This is a genomic window from Phenylobacterium sp. (assembly GCF_041691455.1).
Taxonomy (GTDB): Bacteria; Pseudomonadota; Alphaproteobacteria; order Caulobacterales; family Caulobacteraceae; genus Phenylobacterium.
Window position 1 is genome coordinate 44,609 of the sequence record NZ_JBEPUO010000003.1, and the last position, 20,032, is coordinate 64,640.

The window sequence follows — 20,032 nt, forward strand, 5'->3', positions numbered from 1 at the left end:
AGCAGCGGGAAACATCGTGTCACGAGGGTTTCAAGTCGATTTTGAGGCGCCCATATAGTCGCGGATGAGCGGCACGGTGCCCACGCGCTTGGGCGCCGTTGGATTGTCCGATCCGTCCGACGTGTGGGTCGTGGGCGGCCGCTCATCCCATGGCTTATATCGGCACTCCTGACCACAACTCCGCAGTCCCGGATTGAGCACGAACTTGAGCAACTGGACGTCATCACCCTGAGTGAAGCGCAGGCTCGCGCGTGCGCTTCACTCAGGGCTTTTCCACAAGATTTTGGCGCATCTGATGAGGACGATCCAATCCTCGAAGAGCGGCTGGCAGAAGTCAGCGGTACACAGACGATTTCAGCCATCCATGAGGTTCTTGGGCTGGACGGCTTCATGGCGTATTGAGCAGGGCGGAGTTTACTTTCGGTCGAACTAATCCCCAGAAAACATAGAGCTTTTCCCGCGACTACGAATCTGAGGGCTGACCGTTCGGATCGTTCCGGCCGCGCCAATTTTTCCGAGACTTGGCTGGCGGCGTCACCGGGCGCGGCGGGCCGGCCGGTCGATCCTTACATTTCGCCTACGCTGCCGCCGCGATCGACGGCGCGACCGGGCCGAAGCGGCGCCGGGGCGCGATTTGCGTCAAGATCGCGTCTATCTGGTCAACATCAATCATGTTCGCTACAGCTGTGAGGCAGGTTCCGTAGGGAGCCAAGGCGCCCGAGAGCGCCGTAGGGGAGGCAACACATGGCTTCGGCGCCCGCGCAGGCCACCGGCGAGCTGGGCTCGACCCGTGAGGACTGGAAGAACACCATCCTCGCAGGGCTCGCGAACTACATCGACGCGGGCTCCATCGTGTCCGGCTCGGCCGCGCTCGCGCTCTGGGCCACGGCCCACCACCTGAGCACCAGCTTCATCGGCCTCCTGGGGGCCTTCAGCGCCAACGCGATCTCCGCCGGCGTCGGCGCGCTGATCGGCGGGCGGCTCTGCGACCTCTACGGCCGCAAGAAGATCTACCAGTACGACATGCTGTTCTACGCCTTCGGCATGCTGTGGCTGGTGTTCGCCGTGCAGCCCTGGATGATCGTCGTGGGCTTCGTGCTCGTGGGCTTGGCGGTGGGCGCCGACATCCCGGCTTCGTGGTCGCTGATCGCCGAGATGGCGCCCTCCGGCAAGCGGGGCCAGCACAGCGGGGTCGCCCAGGTGCTCTGGTACCTCGGACCTGTGGTGGTGCTGGGCCTGTTCCTGGTCCTGGCGCCGCTGGGCGTGCTCGGCGCTCGCATCGTCTTCGCCCACCTCGCCATCACCGCGATCGTGCTGACTCTGCTGCGGTCGCGGATGAAGGAATCCGTTTTGTGGGAAGAGGCCAAGGCGGATCGGCTGGCCGGGCGGAAGACCGGCGACGGCGGCTTCCGCGCGCTGCTGAAGCCCAGGCACCTGAAGTCGATGGCCTTCCTGATCGGGATGTACGGTGTCTGGAACCTGTGGGCCGGCACCAACGGGTTCTTCTTCCCCTACATCCTGCGCACGGTCGGGGCCCAGAGCCAGGCGTCCAGCGTGGCGATGCAGGCGGCCGGGTTCTTCGTGGCCATGCTGTCGATCAGCCTGGTGTTCATGCGCCTTTCCGACAAGGTCAATCAGCGCCTGCTGTTCGCCATCTCCGCGGTCGTCCAGGTGGTCGGCATGTCGCTGCTGGCGGTCTTCCCGCTGACCACGTCCGTCGCCCTGGCCTACCTGGTGCTGGTCTGGCTGGGCTCCGGCTTCGGGGCGCAATCCTTCTTCCAGTTGTGGAGCGCGGAGCTCTTCCCGACGCTCATTCGCAGCACCGCCCAGGGCGTCACCTTCGCGATCGTGCGGATCGGGCTGGGCGTCTGGAGCTTCTTCGTTCCCGCCCTGACCGCCGCGGGCTTCACGCGGCTGGCCTGGATCCTGACGGGCTTCCTGGTGGTCAGCGGACTGATCGGCACGATCTGGGCGCCGCGCAATGAAGGCAAGTCGCTGGAGGAGACCTCGGCGGCCTGACCGCGCGGCCTAGACGATGCCCGCGCCTAGCCCCACCGGCTTGCGCTCCTGCGCTTTGCGCTCGCGCCAGCCTGAATCGCGGTAGGCGGCCAGGACGTCGATCGCCCCGCCGGCCTCGGCGCGCGCCATCGCCAGGATCGGGGTGACGTCGGTCCGGTAGGCCTTCCGAAGCGCCTGGAAGGCCATCATCACGTCGTTGGCTTCCTGCGCCGCGTGCAGCGCCTGGCGGTCGACCAGCAGGGCCTTGGCGTAGGCCCCGCCGATGGCCTCGGCCGAGGCCAGCATGCTCTCGATGGGGTCGGTGACGTTGTGCGACTGGTCGATCATATAGGCCGGGTCGAAGCCGTCGCGCGGCTTACGTTCCGCCTCGACCAATTCGTTGAACACCAGGAACAACTGGTGCGGATTGATCGAGCCGGAGTCGAGGTCGTCGTCGCCATATTTGCTGTCGTTGAAGTGAAAGCCGCCGAGCTTTCCGAAGCGGTGCAGGCGGGCCACGATCTGCTCGATGTTGACGTTCGGCGCGTGGTGGCCGAGGTCGACCAGGCACTGGGCCTTGGGCCCGAGCTGCTGGGCCGCCAGGATGCTGGAGCCCCAGTCCTGGATCACCGTCGAATAGAAGGCCGGCTCGTACATCTTGTGCTCGAGCAGCATGCGCCAGCCGTCGGGCAGGGCCGCATAGATCGCCGCGGCGCTCTCGAGGTAGCGGTCGAGCGAGGCGCCCAGGTCCTGCTGGCCCGGAAAATTGGTCCCGTCGCCGATCCAGACGGTCAGCGCCTTGGAGCCCAGCTTGCGGCCGATCTCGATGCACTCGACGTTGTGGGCCACGGCCTGGGCGCGAACGCCGGGGTCGGTCGCCGTCAGGCTGCCGCTCCGGTAGGAGAGCGCCTGGCCCGGCTGATCCTGGAAGGTGTTGGAATTGACCGCATCGAAGCCGAGGCCGAGGTCGGCGGCCTCTTCGCGCAAGGCCTCATAGTCATCGACGAAATCCCACGGGAAGTGGGGCGAGACCCGCGGCGTGGCCCGGGAGAGCTGATTCACGACGGCGCAGTCCGCCAGCTTCTCGTGGATGGTGGTCGGCTCGCCGGGGATCGGGAACTTGGCGAAGCGCGTGCCGCCGCGGCCGCTGCCCCAGGACGGAACGGCGACCGAAAAGCCGGCGACCTTCGCCTTGATCGCGTCGATCGCGATCCCGCGCCGCTCCAGGGCGCGGCCCAGGCTCTCATAGTCATCCTGCAGATCGGCGCGCTGATCGTCGTTGCGGCTCTGGATCGCGTCCTGCGAAAGGGGAAGCCCGCTCATGATCGTCTCGTCCCGATTGGTCATTGTGGCGCGCCGCGCGCAGTGGTCGCGCGATCAGCGGGTGAAGGCCTGGGCGTTGCCGGAGTCCACATTGATGATGTTGCCCGTCGACTTGGCCGAGACGTCTGAAGCGAAGAAGGCGACAGCCTCGGCGACGTCCTCGGGCAGGACGGCGCGTTTGAGCATCGAGCGGTTCTTGTAGAACTCCTCCAGCTCTTCGCCGGCGTCGATCCCGTAGGCGCCGGCCCGTTCCTGCCGCCACTCGCCGTCCCAGATCCGCGAGCCGCGGATCACGGCGTCCGGGTTGACCACATTGACCCGGATACCGTCGGGCGCCCCTTCCAGGGCCAGGCAGCGCGCCAGGTGCAGGGAAGCGGCCTTCGCCGAGGCGTAGGCCGAGGCGTTGGGCGTCGCGGCGAGCGCGTTCTTCGAGCCGATGAAGATGATCGATCCGCCCTGCTGGAGCTTCAGCAGCGGGAAGGCGGAGCGAGCGGCGAGGAAATAGCCCTCGGCCAGCACGTCGTAGTTCTTCCGCCACAGAGCGACCGTGGTCTCCTCGATCGGCGCGGAGGAGGCGATGCCGGCGTTGGCGACCAGGATGTCCAGGCCGCCGAATTCCCGGGCGCAGAGATCGAAGGCCGATTGGACCTGCGCCTCATCGGTGACGTCGCAGACCGCCGCGCGGACCAGGTCGCGACCGAACTTCTGGACGAGCGATTGCTTCGCGGTTTCCACGGCCTCGCCGTTGAGGTCCAACAGCATCACGCAGGCGCCCTCGGCGAGCAGGCGCGCGGCGGTGGCCTGGCCGATACCGCCGCCGGCGCCGGTGATCAGGGCGATCTTTCCGACCAGCGGCCTGGGCTTGGGCATGCGCCGCAGCTTGGCTTCCTCGAGCGCCCAATATTCGATGTCGAACGCCTCCTGCTCAGGCAGGCCGACGTAGCCGCCGATGGCCTCGGCGCCGCGCATCACATTGATGGCGTTGCCGTAGAACTCGCCGGCGAGCCGGGCGGTGGTCTTGTCCGCCGCGAAGGTGAACCGACCAAGGCCCGGGACCAGGATCACGATCGGATTGGGGTCGCGCATCTGTGGATCCTCCGGACCCGCGCACCGCCGATAGTAGCCGGCGTAGGCCTGGCGATAGGCCTCGAAGCGCTCGGCGAGATAGGCGTCATCATCGAGCCGGCCCGGGTCGAGGGTGAGGGGCGCGATCTTGGTGCGCAGGAAGTGGTCGGGGCAGGAGGTGCCGATCGCCGCCAGCCGCTCGAAGTCCTTCGCGCCCACGAATTCCAGGGCCTCGGCGTCGTCCGAGAAGTGGCCCACCTTGAAGCGCTCGCCCGGCATGTTCGCCCGCAGCCGGGGCGCCAGCTTCGCCGCGGCCGCCGCCCGCTGCTCCGGTGGCAGCGCCGGTGTGCCCTCGCCACCGAACGCCGGGCGTCCCGCCATGCGCGCGTTGAGGTAGTTCGCTGCGTCGGCGATCAGCTCGACGGTGTTCTCGTAGCAGGCCTCGGCGCTGTCGCCCCAGCAGATGATCCCGTGTCCGGCGAGCATGACCCCGCGCAGGCCCGGATGGGCCGTGACATGGTCGCGGAGCTGGACGCCGAGCTCGAACCCAGGCCGCTTCCAGGGCAGCCAGCCTATGGCGCCCTTCCAGATTTCCAGCGTCGCCGCCTCGCCGCCGGAAGAGGCGGCCAGCGCGATGATCGCGTCGGGGTGGACATGGTCGATATGTGCGAAGGACAGGAGCCCGTGCAGCGGCGTGTCGATCGAGGCTGCGCGCGGATTGAGGTTGAACGTGCAGTGCGGCAGGTAGCCGACCATCTCGTCTTCGAATTCGACGCCGCGATAGAGCCTCTCCGTCGCCCGGAACTTGTCGAGATAGAGCGTCGAGAAGCCGTCGAGCGTCATCGAGCCGATGTCGCCGCCGGAGCCCTTGACCCAGAGGACCTCCACCGGCGCACCGGTCAGCGGGTCGGCCTCCATGAGTTTCGCCGAGGTGTTCCCGCCGCCGAAGTTGGTGACGGTGAGGTCCGATCCGAGAAGGTTCGACCGATAGAGCAGCACCGCCTCGGGCGTCTTGCCGGCGGCCTCGGTCCGGCTCCAGCGGCTCTCCGGAACGGCGAACGGAAGCGCGACAGGAAGGTCGGCGATCGGGCCGGCTTCATTCTTCATGGATCGGGGTCCTACCGAGGATCGGGATCGTTGTGCATGTGGCTGGCCTCATACGCTCATCTTCGATAACTATCAATCAAACGGTTGCGGGAGAGGCGCCTTGGAAGACGGCCTGACAGTTGTCCTGGACGTCGGCAAGACCCTGGCAAAGCTGAGCCTATGGGACCAGTCGGGAACCGTCATCGCGCGGGAAACGCGGCCCAACAAGCCGTTCGACGCCGGGGCCTATGCGGCGCTCGACGCGGCCGGGATCGAGGCGTGGGCGGCGGAGGTCTTGAGGGACTTCGCCGGCCGGGGTCCGGTGACGGCGATCGTGCCGGTGGCGCACGGCGCCGCCCTGGCGGTGCTGCGCGACGGGCGGCTGGCGTGTCCGCCGCCGGACTACGAGGAGCCGGTCCCCGAAGCCGTGCGCGACCGCTACGAACTGGACCGTGACGCCTTCGATCTGACCGGCTCGCCCCGCCTGCCGCTCGGCTTGAACCTCGGCGTGCAGCTGGCCTGGCTGGAGGTCCTCTACCCGGGGCTGCTCGATCCCGGGGCGACCGTCGTGACCTGGGCTCAATATTGGGCGTGGGTGTTCTCAGGCGTGGCCGCGACGGAGGTCACCAGCCTGGGCTGCCACACCGACCTGTGGCGGCCCCGCGACGCCGTCTTCAGCGCGATGGCGGTGCGTCGGGGATGGGCCGAACGGCTGGCGCCCCTGAGGCGCGCGGACGAAGCGCTGGGGCAGCTTCGCCCGGACTGGGTCGCGCGGACGGGGCTTTCGGCGGAAACCAAGGTCTATTGCGGCCTCCACGACTCCAATGCCGCGCTGCTCGCCGCCCGCGGCTTCGCGGAGATCTCGAACCAGGAATCCACCGTGCTCTCCACCGGCACCTGGTTCGTGGCCATGCGCTCGCCGGCGCGCCCGTCCGATGTGGACATCTCCGCCCTGGCCGAAACCCGCGACTGTCTGGTGAACGTCGACGCTTACGGCGCACCGATCCCGTCGGCGCGCTTCATGGGCGGGCGCGAGGTGGAGATCTTGTCCGGCATCGACACGCGGCGCATCGACATCAAGCTCGACCAGGCCCGCCTCCTGGCCGCAGTCCCGGCGGTCCTGGCCGATGGGGCGCGGGCCCTGCCCACCTTTACGCCCGGCGTCGGTCCCTTCCCGCAGGGCGCCGGCCGCTGGATCGACATGCCGACGGATCCCATAGCCCGGCGGGCCGGCGTCGCCCTCTACGCCGCGCTGGTCGCCGACGCCTCGCTCGACCTGATCGGGGCCTGCGAGCGGATCGTCATCGAAGGGCGTTTCGCCGAAGCCGAGGTGTTCGTTCGCGCCCTGGCGTCGTTGCGGCCGCGAGATCGGATCTACGTCTCCAACGCCGAGCACGACGTGTCCTGTGGCGCGCTGCGTCTGCTGACCCCCAGCCTGAGGGCGCTCTCCTCGCTCACGCCGGTCGAGCCGCTTGCGCAGGACCTGCAAGCCTACGCCGGCCAGTGGCGCCGAGACGCGGCCCGGATCGAGGCGGCGGGCGCGACCGGCATTTGAGCGAAAATGCTTGATCGGTTTTCGGCGGGCCCGGACAATGGCCCCCGGCAAGGGCGAATATCCGAATGCATGCGAACGAGCGCGAAAGACTGATCTCCGAGCTGCTCGACGGTCGGGGATTCGTGTCCTTCCAGGAACTCGATCGCCAGCTGGACGCCTCGCCGGCGACCATTCGGCGCGATCTTGAGCGGATGGCGCGGCGCGGGGACCTGAAGCGCGTGCGCGGCGGCGCGGAGCTGGTTCGCGGCGCGCCGAAGCCGGCGCCGCAGATGCCGCTGCACCTGAGCGGCGCGCCTTTTCACGAGAACATCGCGCGCAACACCGCGCAGAAAGAAGCCATCGGCCGGGCCGCCGCCGCGCTTTGCCGCGAAGGCGAGGGCGTGATGATCGACGGGGGGTCGACCACGCTGCAGATGTGTCCGCACCTGCCCGGCCTCAATCTGCAGGTGCTGACCAACTCCCTTCATATCGTCAGCGCGCTGCTGTCTCAGCCCAGCACCCGGATCCTCGTCCCCGCGGGTTCGGTCTTCCGCGAACAGAACATCATCCTGTCGGCGGCGGGCGAGGAGAGCATGCCGCGCTTCCACGCGCCGCGGCTTTTCATGGGCGCGGCGGCGCTGGGGCCCCAGGGGCTGATGCAGGCTGACGTGGTGCTGGTGGCGGCCGAGCGCCGCCTGATCGAGAAGGCGGACGAGATCATCGTCCTGGTGGACTCCTCGAAGTTCACCGGACCTTCGGGCCACGTGGTCTGCGAACTCGCAGAGATCGACACGGTGATCACCGACGCCGGCGTGAAGGACGTCCACCGGCTGATGCTCGAGGCCGCCGGCGTGCACGTGATCATCGCAGCCTAGTTCGGCTAGGGCGTCGTCAGCAGGGTCACCGGCCCGATCAGGCCGGACGGCCGCAAGGGCGCGTCGGCGTTGTAGGTCGGGGCCGTCGTGAAGGTGATCTTCTTGGCGCCGGGCTGCTTGTCGCCGATCAGGCGATTGACCCAGAGATCGGCGACCTTCACCTCGACCCTGTTCTCTCCCGGCCGAAGCGCCTTGCTCACGTCGATGCGATAGGGCGCCTGCCAGGCCGTTCCGAGCGGCAGGCCATTGACCGACACCTCGGCGATGTCGCCGATCGCCCCCAGGTCGAGCAGGGTCTTGCGGCCCGCCGAACCCGCGTCCACGCGGAAGGTCTTCCGATAGGTGGCGACGCCCGAGAAGTACTTGATCCCCGGATCGGCGTTTTCGCTGAGGGACGCCAGGCTTGCCAGGCGCGCGGACGCCGGGGCGCCGCGGCCCGGCTGGAAGGTCACGTCCCAGCCGCCCTCCAGGGTTTGTGTCGGGCGCCACGACGGTTGGCGCACGACCTGGGCGGGCTTTGCGGCCGGCTTGCGGAACACGACATAGAAGGCGTCGTAGGGCCGCATCACCAGCGAGACGCGGGTCTGCCCGCCTTCGCTGCGGTAGCTGACCGGCTCCGCGGCGCCGGTGTCCGCGCGCCAGATCTCCGGCGTCTTGCCGCTCACCCTGAAACGGGCGTCGAAGCGCTCGGCGCGATCCTTCCGGTTGTCGACGAAGTAGACGTCGCCGTCCTTGAGGCGGCGGTGCAGGAACAGCACCTCACGGCCGTCCTTGGCGTCGCCGGCGCTGAAGTCTGGCGCCACGCCGATCCCCCGCAGGGCGGCTTCCGGATCGGCGCCGGCGATCACGCGACCTGCGCCAACCTTGGTGACCGGCTGGCCGCTCCACAGGCGATGGATCATGTCTGAGACCGCCTTGGGATCGTCCGACAGGCTGGGACTCCCGGCCGGCGCCTTGCCGACGATGGTGGCGCCGGCCTCAGCCAGCGCCGCCAGCCGCTGCAGCACCGGCAGGGTCATCCGCTGGCTGTCGCCGCCCAGGTAGAGGATGCGGTAGCGCGCCCCGCTGTGCGCGGTCAGGTCGCCGCCTTGCACCGTCAGCTGGTTGATCAGGATGTCGCCGTTGACGAAATCGTAGGCGTAGCCGCGCGGCAGGTCGCCGAGCGCGTTGTCGGTATAGAGCTGGGTGATCGGCCGTTCCTCGCCGATGAAGTAGGCGACGTCGGCGAAGTTGCGGCCCTGCTGCAGCATGAAGCCGTTGCGGGCCATGTAGTCGACCCAGGGCTTCGCCATCTCCGCCCAGGTCTCGTGCCGGTTGAAATACTGGCCGAAGATGAACAGCGAGAACCCCGGCTGCTTGTCGTCGAGCGGCTGGTGGACCGAGGTGTGGATGACCGGGCGGTTCACGCCGGTGACGAACTCCAGGTCGATGAACTTCTTCAGGTCGTGGGGCGCGAAGGCCCAGGGCGAGAAGGCGGCCGTCATCGACTCGGCGGCGACGACGTTCTGGCCGTAGATGTGGGCGACGGAGGCCGCGCCTTTCATGTCGCCGATGAAGGTCGCGCGCGGGCCGGCGTCCTGCGGATAGGTCCAGAGCGCGGCCATCGGCACGTCGGTGTGGCTGCGCATGGTGAGGTCGTCGCCCAGCATCGGGCGCCGGTCCTCCAGCGCTTCGCCATAGAGCTTCAGCCCGTGCTCGTGGGCGACCTTCGCGGCGGTCCCATAGTGCTCGCTGGCCAGCAGGTCGGCCATGGTGCGTCGCCAGTCGTAGAGGAAGGCGTCGCTTTGCGCGCGGGAGCCGATCACCGCGCCGGTCATGGCCGGCAGCCACGGACGGGGGTCGTAGCCGCGCAGCCGCTGGAATTGCTCCAGGATCTGGGGCGACCAGTTGGCCGCGCCGACCTCGATGCTGTCGGTCAGCAGCGCCCGAACGCCGTGCTGGCCGATCATGTCCTTGCCCGCCGCGCCGGTGTAGTTGGCCAGGTAGGTCTCGAGATAGCGCCGCACGGCCGCGCCATCCATCTTGTCGACCTCGAGGCCGGAGGCCTCCTTGGTGGTCGGGTGGTTGGTGGTCCCGGTCAGGGAATAGCCCAGCCGCAGGATCTTCCAGCGGCCGGTCGGCGGCGTCCAGCCGAGCCGCCCGTCGGGCGTCATCCGTCCGGTGAGATCGACGACGGAGGTCACGGGAACCCCCGGCTCATCGCTCAGGCCCGGGTCCAGATCGTAGTATTGCGTGGCGACCCCGAAGCCGGCCTTGAGCTCGGCGCGATTGACCTGCGCTTGGCCTGAAAGCCGCAGCTCGCGGATTCCGATGGTTTTCGCCGGGGCGCCGCCGCCGAAGCCGATGGTCTGTGCGCCGGGCACGCCGGTGAACGCCGTGCCTGGCGAGGCGGCGGGCAGGAACAGGACCCGGAAGCGGCTCGCCGTCACCGCGGGGAAGCTGACGGTGGTCTGCGCCACGCCCTTGGGATCGATGTCGGCGACGCGGGTCCACCGGCCCTGCGCGTCTTCCGCCTCCAGCCGTGGGGCGACCCCTTCGCCGCCCACGCCGAACACGTCGGTGCTCTGGCCCAGCGCCAGGACCGCCGAGCGGACCGTGACCGGTTGCGGATATTGCAGGACGAGAGCCGCCGGCGACTCCGCCGATCCGCGCTGGATGGTCACCACCGCCTTCAGGAGGCCGTCCGACAGGCTGGAGGCGTCGATGGCCTCCCCGGCGCCGTTGCCGATCCTCGGCGTGGGCAGGGGCTCAGCGCCGTCGGGCAGCCGGTAGGCGATGACCGCCGCGTCCGTGTAGAGCTGCGGCTTGTTCGGATCCGGAGGGCCGAGGATGCTGGGCGCCTCGGGGAGGTCCGCGAACGGGCCGGTGATGCGGGGCGGCTCCGGCAGGCGGCCCTGGTAGGGCGATCCACCGCTCACCAGGGTCTCGCTCCAGACGAGCTTCTTCATGGCGTCCGGCGGCGTGACCCACGGCCCGCCGGTCTCGCTCCAGCCGGGCGACGAGGCGATGGCGAGTTCAAGGCCCTTCTGGTCGGCGAGCTGCGCGGCGTAGCGGAAGGCGTCCTTCCATTCCGGAGACATGTAGACCAGGCGATTGGGCACCACCTGCGGCGTCAGAAGGTCCACGTCGAAGTTCTGCAGGCCGCCGATCCCCACCCGGCTCATCCACTCCAGGTCCTTGCGGATGCCGTCCTTGGTGACGTTGCCGTTCATCCAATGCCACCAGACGCGGGGCCGCGCGCCGTTCGGCGGATTGGCGAAGCCGGCCTCCAAGCTCTGGGGCGCGCTCTTCGCGGGTTGCGCAAAAGGCGCCGACAAGGGGGCGAGGATTGTGCCGGCGAGCAGCAGGGCGATCGTCGCCGTGCGGCGACGGCCATTCCATGTCGACGTCATCCGGTCCCTCCCAAGCCCCACGGTTGGATCCGCGTGGCGTCTTTCAAGCAGAAGGCGTCAAAATCGCGCAACTGCGGCAATCGTCAAGACCCTTAGGGGCGCATGAGGGTGATGGCGATCGCCGGCCTTCATTGCGGCCACAAGGGTTGCGATCACTTTGCGCCATGTGGCATCGATAACAATCAACAGGCCAGACAATTGCACCGCGAGAGGATCAGGATGAGACCGGCCAAGCTGACGGCGCTCGCGCTGACGATGCTTCTTGCCTGCGTAGGCGCGGCCCTCGCTGCGGACCCGCCCGCCATCCCCGTGCCCGTCCAGGGCGGCGCGCCGAAAGCCCCCACCCCGGAACGCACCGAAATGCTTCTGGGCGAACTCCGGGTGCGCAATGTCAGCCAGCCCTCCCTCACCCCTTTCCTGCCCGCCCCGGGCAAGGCGACGGGCGCCGCGGTCATCGTCGCGCCCGGCGGCGGCTTCATGATGCTCTCGTGGGAGAGCGAGGGGACGGCGGTCGCCAAGCGGCTGGCCGACGCCGGCGTCGCGGCCTTCGTCCTGAAATACCGGCTGGACCCCACGCCGGACGACTCGGGCGCCTTCACCCGCCAGTTCATGGCCACCATGGCGTCGCTGGCGAAGGGCGGCGGTGGAGCGGGGACGCTGCCGAGCTTCGCCGCGGAAGCTCCGGCCGCGGCGGATGCGGCCGAAGCCGTCCGCCTGGTCCGCAGCCGCGCGAGCGAATGGGGAATCGATCCCCATCGCGTGGGTCTAGTGGGCTTCTCCGCGGGGGGCATCACCGCGGCCAACGTCGCCACGGGCGCCGCGGCCGGCCGCCCGGATTTCGTCGGCATCATCTATGGCGCGCTGCGCCAGGCCGTGCCGGCCGATGCGCCCCCGGCGTTCATCGCCACCGCCGCCGACGATCCGCTGCTCAGGAGCGCCGCCGTCCCGATGTTCGAGGCCTGGCGCGCGGCGGGCCGTCCCGCCGAGCTGCACCTCTACGAGAAGGGCGGCCACGGCTTCGGCATGGTCCCCAAGGGGTCGAGCAGCGACCACTGGTTCGACGAATTCGTCTGGTGGATGCAGGCGAGAGGCCTGCTGGGGAACAAGTCCGCCAAGCCCGGCTGATATCGGCCTTTCGCGCCCCTCGGCGCCGCCGCGAACCGACCGCCGATCAAACCCACGATCACTCCGCCGCTTCGTGTCTTGATCTAAAATGATCGAGAAAGGTGAACTCTTGCGCTAAATTGCTTCGGAGCATAAGCATTCACTCAAGAACAAAAATTCTAGGGGGACGAAACGACATGCTTCAGCACCACTATGTGTCGCGTCTGATGGCCGGCGCCGCCGTCGCGGTCCTCGCCGTGGCCGCCGCTTCGCCGAGCTTCGCGCAATCGTCGGCGAGCCAGGCGCCGACGCAGCAATCCGCGCCGCCCGCGGACGTCAGCGAAGTCGTTGTGACCGGCTCGCTGATCCGCGGGGTCGCCCCCGTCGGGACCACGGTCGTCGGCGTGAACGAGCAGCAGATCGAGCAGATGGGCGTGGTCTCGAGCAATCAGATCCTGGCCAACATCCCGGCGATCACCAGCCAGTTCAATTCGCAGCCGGTCAACCAGACGAACATCGGCATAAGCATCGTCCGCCCGAACATCCGGAACATCGGCGCCTCAGGCGGCAATACGACCCTGGTGCTGATCGACGGGCACAACGTCGTGGGCGCGGGCATCCTGCAGACGACGCCGGACTCCGGCGTGCTGCCGCCCGGCGTCCTGCGGCGAGTGGAAGTCGTCCCCGATGGCGGATCCTCGCTCTACGGCGCCGACGCCGTCGGCGGCATCGTCAACTTCATCACCAAGAAGAAGGCCGACGGCTTCGAGATCGCCGGCCACTATGGCGTCGCCGATCCGGGCTACCAGTCCAGCGACCTGAACCTAACCGGCGGGACCAGCTGGGAAGGCGGGTCCGCCTATATCTCGTTCGCGAGCCGCGAGAACAGCGACCTGAAGGCCTTCAAGCGCGACTTCCCGCGCCAGAACCTCACGTCGCTGGGCGGCTCAGACTTCCGGGTGACCACCTGCGCGGCGCCCAATGTCACAGCCAACGGCGTGAACTTCGCCGCGCCGGGCTTCACGGCAGGATCGGTCAATCTCTGCGACCAGACCGCGGCGTCCGACATGATCCCGAAGGAGACCCAGAACTCATTCTTTGGGTCGGTCTCGCAACAGATCACCGACCGCGTCGAGCTCTCGGTCACCGGCTACTGGAGCGATCGGATCACCAAGACGGCCGGGGCGCCGCTGAGCGCATCGGCGGTGACGGTGCCCTCGACCAATCCGTTCTTCCGTCCGCTCAACGGGGCGACCAGCGAGAGCGTCTCGTTCGATTTCTCGCCGATCACCGGGCCCAACGCCAATTCGCGCGGCGAGCTCAAGGAGTACGGGGTCACCCCCGTTCTCACCATCAAGCTGGGCGGCGACTGGCAGGCCAAGGCCATGTTCAACTACGGCCATAGCGAAACCAGCATTCACATGCCCGAGGTGAACCCCACCGCCCTGGCCTTGGCCGCGGTGGGGACCACGGCCGCAACCGCGCTCAATCCGTTCAACCTCAGCCAGACCAATTCGGCGATCCTGAGCGCGATCACCAACTTCGAGAACTTTGCGACCAACACCCAGTCGCTGAGCGACTTCCGGGTGATCGCCGATGGATCGCTGATGAGCCTGCCGGGCGGCGACCTGCGGCTGGCGGTTGGTGCGGAATACCAGCGCCAGACCTCCGACGCTTTCGACACCGATGACGCCGTAGGAAATCTCTCCGCGGGCCGGACGAAGAACGCCAACCGCAATGTGAAGGCGGTGTTCGGCGAGCTGCTGATTCCGCTGGTCGGCCCGGCCAACGCCATGCCGCTCATGCAGGCGTTCTCGATCGACGCCTCAGCGCGCTACGACGACTACAGCGACTTCGGCCACACCACCAATCCGAAGGTCGGCTTCACCTGGGACGTCGCCGGCGGCGTGAGCTTGCGCGGCAACTACGGCACCGCCTTCAACGCCCCCAGCCTGGCGGACACCACCGGCGCGGTCGACACCCGGGTGCAGGTCATCGCGGTCAGCCCGTTCCGGGCGCCGACCTCTCCGTTCACCGACCTCTTCCGTCCGACCATCGTCCTGGCCGGTGGAAACCCGAACCTGAAGCCCCAGAAGGCCGACACCTGGTCGTTCGGCGGAGAGTGGAAGCCGACCTTCTTCGAAGGGTTCCAGGCCGGGCTCAGCTACTGGAACATCAAGCTCAAGGACGCGATCGTCGTCGCGCCGCCGGGCTTCCCGACCTCCGTCTTCACCGTGCCGGCGTTCCAGCAGTTCGCGATCGTCAACCCGACGCTCGCCCAGGCCCAGGCGGCGACGGCGGGCATGTTCGTGACCGGCGCGCCCAGCGTCGCGGCGCTCTACACGCCGTTTTCGACCCCCTATGTCCTCCTCGACCTTCGCCGGAAGAACGTCGGCAACCTCAACGTCTCGGGTCTCGACTTCCACGTCGACTACACCCGTCCCACCAGCTTCGGGGCGGTGTTCGCCGATCTCAGCGGGACCTATGCGCTGGAGCGGAAGAGCCAGGCGCCGGGCTCCGGCGAGACCGATCTGCTGAGCTCCAACGTCAGCCGCCTGCAGCTAAGCGCGAGCGCCGGTGCGAACTACGGTCACTTCACCGGGACGGCGACGCTCAACTACAGCGCCGGCTACGATCTCACCGGCGCGGCGCCGCAGACCCATGTGGATTCGTTCCATCCGGTGAACCTGGCGCTGGTCTACAACTTCGATGGCCGGTCCTGGGCAAAGGACCTCACCGTTTCGCTGAATGTCGACAACGCCTTCGACGAGAAGGCGCAATTCATCAATGTCGCGCCCTCCGCCTTCGGCGCGTCGTCCAACGGCTTCACCCTGGGCCGGTTCGTCAACCTCGGCGTCCGCAAGCACTTCTGAGACGTCGGCAGGCGGGCGCGCAGCCCGCCTGCCGGAGCCTAGCGGTCGATGGCGCAGGTGAAGTTGGCCGCCTCGTCGGTGGATCCCGAGCCATTGTAGCGCGCCGTCTTCGGCCAGGCGCACAGGGGGCGGCTGCGCAGCGACCTGGTCGGCAGGCCGAGCAGGGCGAAGATCGCATTCTCGGGTTTGTTGGCGATGACCCGTTCGGGCGCCGCCCCGTGTTCGACCCACTGGTCGAGCTCCGGCAGCATGTCGAACGCCGTGGCCCCGGGACCGTTGAAGCAGTGCCCCATCCCCGGGACCATGAACAGCCGCACGGCCTTGCCGTCAGGGTCGGCGCGGCGCTGGACGGCCTCGTAGTAGCGAACCGAATTGCCCGGCGGGACCGCCGGATCGCTCCAGCCGTGATAGACGATCAGCTTGCCGCCGCGGCCGGTGAATGCGCGGATATCGGGATTGTCGGAATCGAGGATCGGGGCGACCCGTTGCCGGGCCAGTCGGTAGTCCCGGTCGAGGTCGAAGCTGGGCTTGTCCCACTTGGGATCGCCGATGACCATCCAGCGGTAGAACTCGGTCCCGAAGTTGATCTGCGATGACTTCGGGCTGGTGATCCACGCCGTCCAGTCCGTGGTCTCGCCGCCGACCGCGAAGCCGCTGATCACGGACTGCCCGTTGCGCAAATGCGCGCCCTGATAGAGCTTGCGCAAGGCCGCGACCTCGCCGGCGTCGAGGCAATCGGGGCCCGCGCCGGCCTTGCATTGCAGTTCGGCCGGATCGAAGCCGCAACGGCTGGGATTCTCCAGGACGCCGTCCTTCACGCCGTCCAGGGCGTCGCACTTCTTGAGCACCGCCGCGTTCACGAACGGCAGCTTAGCGGCCAGGCCCGGCGCTCCGGCTATGGCCAGATTGTTGAACACAAATCCGGTGAACAGCGGCGTGAAGCTCGTCGCGGGGGCGCCGGCGATCACCCCGTCATAGTCGGTGGGGAAGCGGCTCACCTCCATCAGGGCCTCGCGGCCGCCGTTGGAGCAGCCCTCGAAGTAGGCGTGCGTCGCGGGCGCGCCGTAGAAGGCGTGGATCAGCGCCTTGGCGGTAAGAGCGGCGAGATGGTTTCCGCGGTAGCCGTAGTCGATCAGCTTCTCGCGGTGGCCGAACGCCCACTGGGCGCCATCGCTGGCGTCATGTCCGACGTCGGTGGCGACGCCGGCGTATCCCTTGGAAAGCGGCGTGCGGAGCATGAGCGCCATGGTGGGCAGGCCGCCCGAAAAGCCGCCGCCGCCGACGCCCAGGAGCTTTCCGTTCCAGGTGTCGGGTAGCCAGGCTTCCACCAGGATCTTGGAGTCCTTGGTCGGCTCCAGCCGCGCCCGGACCCGGCAAAACCCAGTGGGCGACGTCAGGCTGCTCAGCGCGGCCGCGGGACCGGTCAGCTGTTCGGTGACAAGCCGCCCGCCGACGGCGACGTGGTCGGCGCGCTCGACCGCGCCGAATGGCGCCTTCGACCCTACCAGGGCGCTGCAGCGCGCGGCGGCGTCGCCTGGGTTCTGGCCCGCCGCCTGGGCGCCGCCGCCCGAGGGTTGGGTCGCGCCGGGCAGGGCCATCAGCAGGAGTCCCGTGGAGGCCAGCAGAGCCGCTCGCACCCTGTTTCGTTTCCGCATCACAGCCGCCCCGTTTTCGCGCAATTGCGTTCACGATAGCTCATTAGTGATAACACTCAATCCTCGCGTGAACCTGAGGGTCGGGCGTTCGGATCGTCCAGGGCGCGCTGTCGCTCTCGCCGGCCCTGTCCCGTCGCTCACAGGTCGCGCAGGACCTGGTCGATGGTTTCGGACCAGTCGCGGGGCTTGGTCTGGCGGTAGAGCTTCAGGGTCGGGTACCAGGGCGAATCCGTCCGTTCGCGGAGCCAACGCCAGTCGGCGTGGATGTAGGGGATGAGCGTCCAGCAGGGCTTGCCCATGGCGCCGGCCAGGTGAGCCACCGAGGTGTCGATGGAGATCACCAGGTCCAGGCGCTCGATGATCGCGGCGGTGTCGGCGAAGTCGCGGGCGCCGGTGTCCTCGGGGTGCAGGCTTGTAGCGCCGCGGTCGAGCAGGCGCTGGGCGAGCTCGGTCGGCAGGCCCTTATTCGGGGCGTTGAAGCCGGTGGGACTGGCCTGCCACGCGAGGCCGATGCCTCTGGCGTCCGACCAGCGCTCGCGGCGGTCGGCGGGCGCGGCCAGGTAGGGCGCGGACGGCAAGGTTTCCAGGGTGACGCCGAGCGGCTCGGGCAGCGAGAAGTAGCGGCTCCAGTAGTCGTGCGGCGCCACGGCGGCGCTGGCGCCGGTGGCGATCGGGATGATGGCGTCGGCGCCGGCGAGCGTGGAGAAGAGGTGGGCCAGCGCTGGGCGGCACCCCAGCGTCACCCGCGCCGCGCCGCGGGCCTTCAGGCTATCGGCGAACCGGCACATCTGGATCTGGTCGCCGAACCCCTGCTCGACCCAGACCAGCACCGACTTGCCTTCGAGCGGCTCTCCGCGCCATTCGGGGAAACGGACCTGGACCGGCGGCACGACCTCGGGATGCAGCGGGACGCGGGCGGCCATCAGCGGCCAGCCCTCGGCATAGCGGCCGAGCGACAGATAAAGCCCCGCCAGCGCCAGTTCGGCGGACCGGTCGTCGGGTTTGGCGGCCCGCGCCGCCTGGTATTCCTGCTCGGCGAGATCGGTCCGCCCGGCCTCGGCGCAGACCGCAGCCAGCCGGCGGCGGAAATCGGCGTTGGCCGGCTGGTGGCGCGCGGCGAGGCCCAGGTAATGCGCTGCCCCCGTCCAGTCGCCGAGTTCGCCAAGGCAGACACCCAGGTTGCAGGCCAGGTTCGACGTCAGGCGCGCCGGCGCGATCTGCCGATAGACCTCGGCGGCCTCGGCGTAGCGCTGCGCCCGCTGCAGCTCGACGCCCCGCGCGAACTGGTCCTGGCTCACGTCGTCCTGCATCCGCTCCCGGCCACCCGCATTGTCCGACCCGCGCGCAGTCTCTAACTAGGTTTCCAGCTGACGGGGAGCCACGTTGAAAGCCTTCGGCCATCGCGCGCCAACCACCGGCCGAGGACGGCGCCCCATGCGCCGCGGGCGCGCCTGTGTCTCCTAGGCTTTCGATCTTCCATCCGGTCGGGACGCTCGGCCTGGCGGGCAATCCGTTCGGCAAGGACATCGCCAACCTGGAACTCTATCAGGCGCTGGCGCGGCACGGCGGGTTCGAACAGCTGGATGTGCTCAGCCTGCGGCCGATGACCGAGGCCGCGCTGCGCGAGGGCCTGCTGGATGACCCGGCCGCCGCGGTGCGCCTGGTTCCGGGCTCGATCTTCGCTCAGGCGGCGGTGGCGGAGGCCGGCGCCCTGCTGCGGGGCCAGCCCGACCTCAACAATCTCGCCTGGCTGCGCCGCCGCATGGTCGGCGACCGGGCCTACAGCCTGCTGGGCCTGGCCCACACCCTCGCGCCGCCCGCCATGCGGCAGTACATCGCCATGGCCTCGGTCGCCCCGGTCCACCCATGGGACGCGGTGATCTGCACCTCGCCCAGCGTGCGCGACGCGCTCGGCGCGATGTTTGAGGCCTGGGGCGACCATCTGGGCGAGCGCACCGGCGGACGAGCGCCGCCGCGTCCAGCCCTGCCGGTCGTGCCGCTCGGTGTGGATGGCCCCCGGTTTGCCGCCCTGGCCGACCGCCCGGACGCGCGGGCCAGGCTGCGCGCCCAACTCGGCCTGACGGAGGCCGATGTGCTGGTGCTGTGGGTCGGCCGGCTGTCTTTCTTCGAGAAGGCCTTCCCACAGGCCATGTTCCAGGCGGTGCAGCGGGCCCGCCGGGCGAGCGGGGTGAAGATGCACTTCGCGCTGGCCGGCTGGTTCCCGGTCGAGGAGGACCGTGGCCGCTACGAGGAGGCGGCGCGGACCCACGCACCCGACGTGGCGGTCCATGTGCTGGACGGCAACGACCGCGCCCTGGTCGGCGAGCTCTGGGCCGGCTCCGATATCTTCCTGTCGCTGGTGGACAATATCCAGGAGACCTTCGGCATCACGCCGCTGGAAGCCATGGCCGCGGGCCTGCCGGTGGTGGCCAGCGACTGGGACGGCTACCGCTTCACCGTCCGCGACGGGGTGGAGGGCTTCCTGATCCCCACCCTGGGGGGCCCGCGGTCCGGGGTCGGCGCGACCATGGTCCAGCGCCATATCTTCGAGATGAACAGCTACCAGGCCTATGTGGGCGAGGTGGCGCAGTACACCGCCGTCCATATCGGCCGAGCCGCCGACGCCCTGGCCCAGCTGGCCGCCTCGCCGGAACTGCGCCGGCGGATGGGAGGGGCGGGCCGCGAGCGTATCCGCGCCGCCTTCGACTGGCCGGTGGTCGCGCGGCAGTACCAGGAACTGACGGTGGAGCTGGCGCGGATCCGCGAGGCCGCCGCCGATCCGGTGACGCGCCTGGCGAACGATCCGGTGCGGGGCGACCCGTTCATCGACTTCGCGGGCTTTGCGACCCAGCCGTTCACCCTCGACACGCCCCTGGCCGCCGCGGCGGGCGTCACCGGCGACGACGTGCGGGCCCTGACCGGCGGGCTCGACCTGGCCTTCCCGGGTCTCAGGGCGACCCAGGAGGAATGCGCCCGGGCCCTTGACCTGTTGGCGTCGGGTCAGGCGCGCAGCGGGCGCGACGTCTTGATCACCTTCCCCATGGACCGGCGGCGGCTGGTGGAGATGGGCCTGGCCTGGATGGCCAAGCTCGGCCTCATCGACTGGCTGGTCTGACCCGCGCTAGGC

The 20,032-nt window shown here is 68.9% G+C and carries 11 protein-coding genes; 6 read left to right on the forward strand and 5 right to left on the reverse strand.

What is annotated here, in order from left to right; genetic code table 11:
• The first annotated feature begins 744 nt into the window (after positions 1–744).
• Positions 745–2,019, forward strand: a complete 1,275-nt coding sequence (locus ACESMY_RS06730) for an MFS transporter (protein ID WP_372783508.1) — start codon at positions 745–747, stop codon at positions 2,017–2,019.
• 9 nt (positions 2,020–2,028) lie between these two features.
• On the opposite strand, the gene rhaI is transcribed toward ACESMY_RS06730, so the two are convergent.
• Together rhaI and ACESMY_RS06740 are read right to left on the reverse strand one after the other, a co-directional pair.
• Positions 2,029–3,321 (reverse strand): L-rhamnose catabolism isomerase, encoded by a 1,293-nt coding sequence (gene rhaI / locus ACESMY_RS06735; protein WP_372783510.1) that lies wholly within the window; start codon positions 3,319–3,321, stop codon positions 2,029–2,031.
• A gap of 54 nt (positions 3,322–3,375) precedes the next feature.
• Positions 3,376–5,493 carry a bifunctional rhamnulose-1-phosphate aldolase/short-chain dehydrogenase gene (locus ACESMY_RS06740; RefSeq protein ID WP_372783512.1) on the reverse strand — a complete coding sequence of 706 codons (2,118 nt, stop codon included), beginning with the start codon at positions 5,491–5,493 and terminating at the stop codon, positions 3,376–3,378.
• 100 nt (positions 5,494–5,593) lie between these two features.
• Here ACESMY_RS06740 and ACESMY_RS06745 point away from each other — a divergent pair, with 100 nt between their 5' ends.
• Positions 5,594–7,027, forward strand: coding sequence for an FGGY-family carbohydrate kinase (locus ACESMY_RS06745; protein ID WP_372783514.1), 1,434 nt, complete (start codon positions 5,594–5,596; stop codon positions 7,025–7,027).
• 65 nt (positions 7,028–7,092) lie between these two features.
• Positions 7,093–7,881, forward strand: coding sequence for a DeoR/GlpR family DNA-binding transcription regulator (locus ACESMY_RS06750; RefSeq protein WP_372783516.1), 789 nt, complete (start codon positions 7,093–7,095; stop codon positions 7,879–7,881).
• Between the two features lie 5 nt (positions 7,882–7,886).
• Here ACESMY_RS06750 and ACESMY_RS06755 read toward each other — a convergent pair whose 3' ends face one another.
• Positions 7,887–11,273, reverse strand: a complete 3,387-nt coding sequence (locus tag ACESMY_RS06755; protein WP_372783518.1) for a glycosyl hydrolase — start codon at positions 11,271–11,273, stop codon at positions 7,887–7,889.
• 219 nt (positions 11,274–11,492) lie between these two features.
• On the opposite strand from ACESMY_RS06755, the gene ACESMY_RS06760 reads away from it, so the two are divergent.
• The gene (locus ACESMY_RS06760; RefSeq protein WP_372783520.1) at positions 11,493–12,398 is read left to right on the forward strand and encodes an alpha/beta hydrolase; all 906 of its coding nucleotides are present in this window, start codon (positions 11,493–11,495) and stop codon (positions 12,396–12,398) included.
• Between the two features lie 176 nt (positions 12,399–12,574).
• Entirely contained in the window at positions 12,575–15,250 is a 2,676-nt protein-coding gene (locus ACESMY_RS06765) for a TonB-dependent receptor plug domain-containing protein (RefSeq protein ID WP_372783522.1), read from the forward strand.
• Positions 15,251–15,288: 38 nt separating this feature from the next.
• Here the strand turns inward: ACESMY_RS06765 and ACESMY_RS06770 are convergent, their stop codons facing one another.
• Entirely contained in the window at positions 15,289–16,887 is a 1,599-nt protein-coding gene (locus ACESMY_RS06770; protein WP_372783524.1) for a tannase/feruloyl esterase family alpha/beta hydrolase, read from the reverse strand.
• A gap of 155 nt (positions 16,888–17,042) precedes the next feature.
• Positions 17,043–18,215, reverse strand: a complete 1,173-nt coding sequence (locus tag ACESMY_RS06775) for a tetratricopeptide repeat protein (protein ID WP_372783526.1) — start codon at positions 18,213–18,215, stop codon at positions 17,043–17,045.
• Between the two features lie 143 nt (positions 18,216–18,358).
• On the opposite strand from ACESMY_RS06775, the gene ACESMY_RS06780 reads away from it, so the two are divergent.
• Positions 18,359–20,020: a glycosyltransferase family 4 protein gene (locus tag ACESMY_RS06780; protein ID WP_372783528.1), complete on the forward strand. Its 1,662-nt coding sequence runs from the start codon at positions 18,359–18,361 to the stop codon at positions 20,018–20,020.
• Positions 20,021–20,032: the final 12 nt, after the last annotated feature.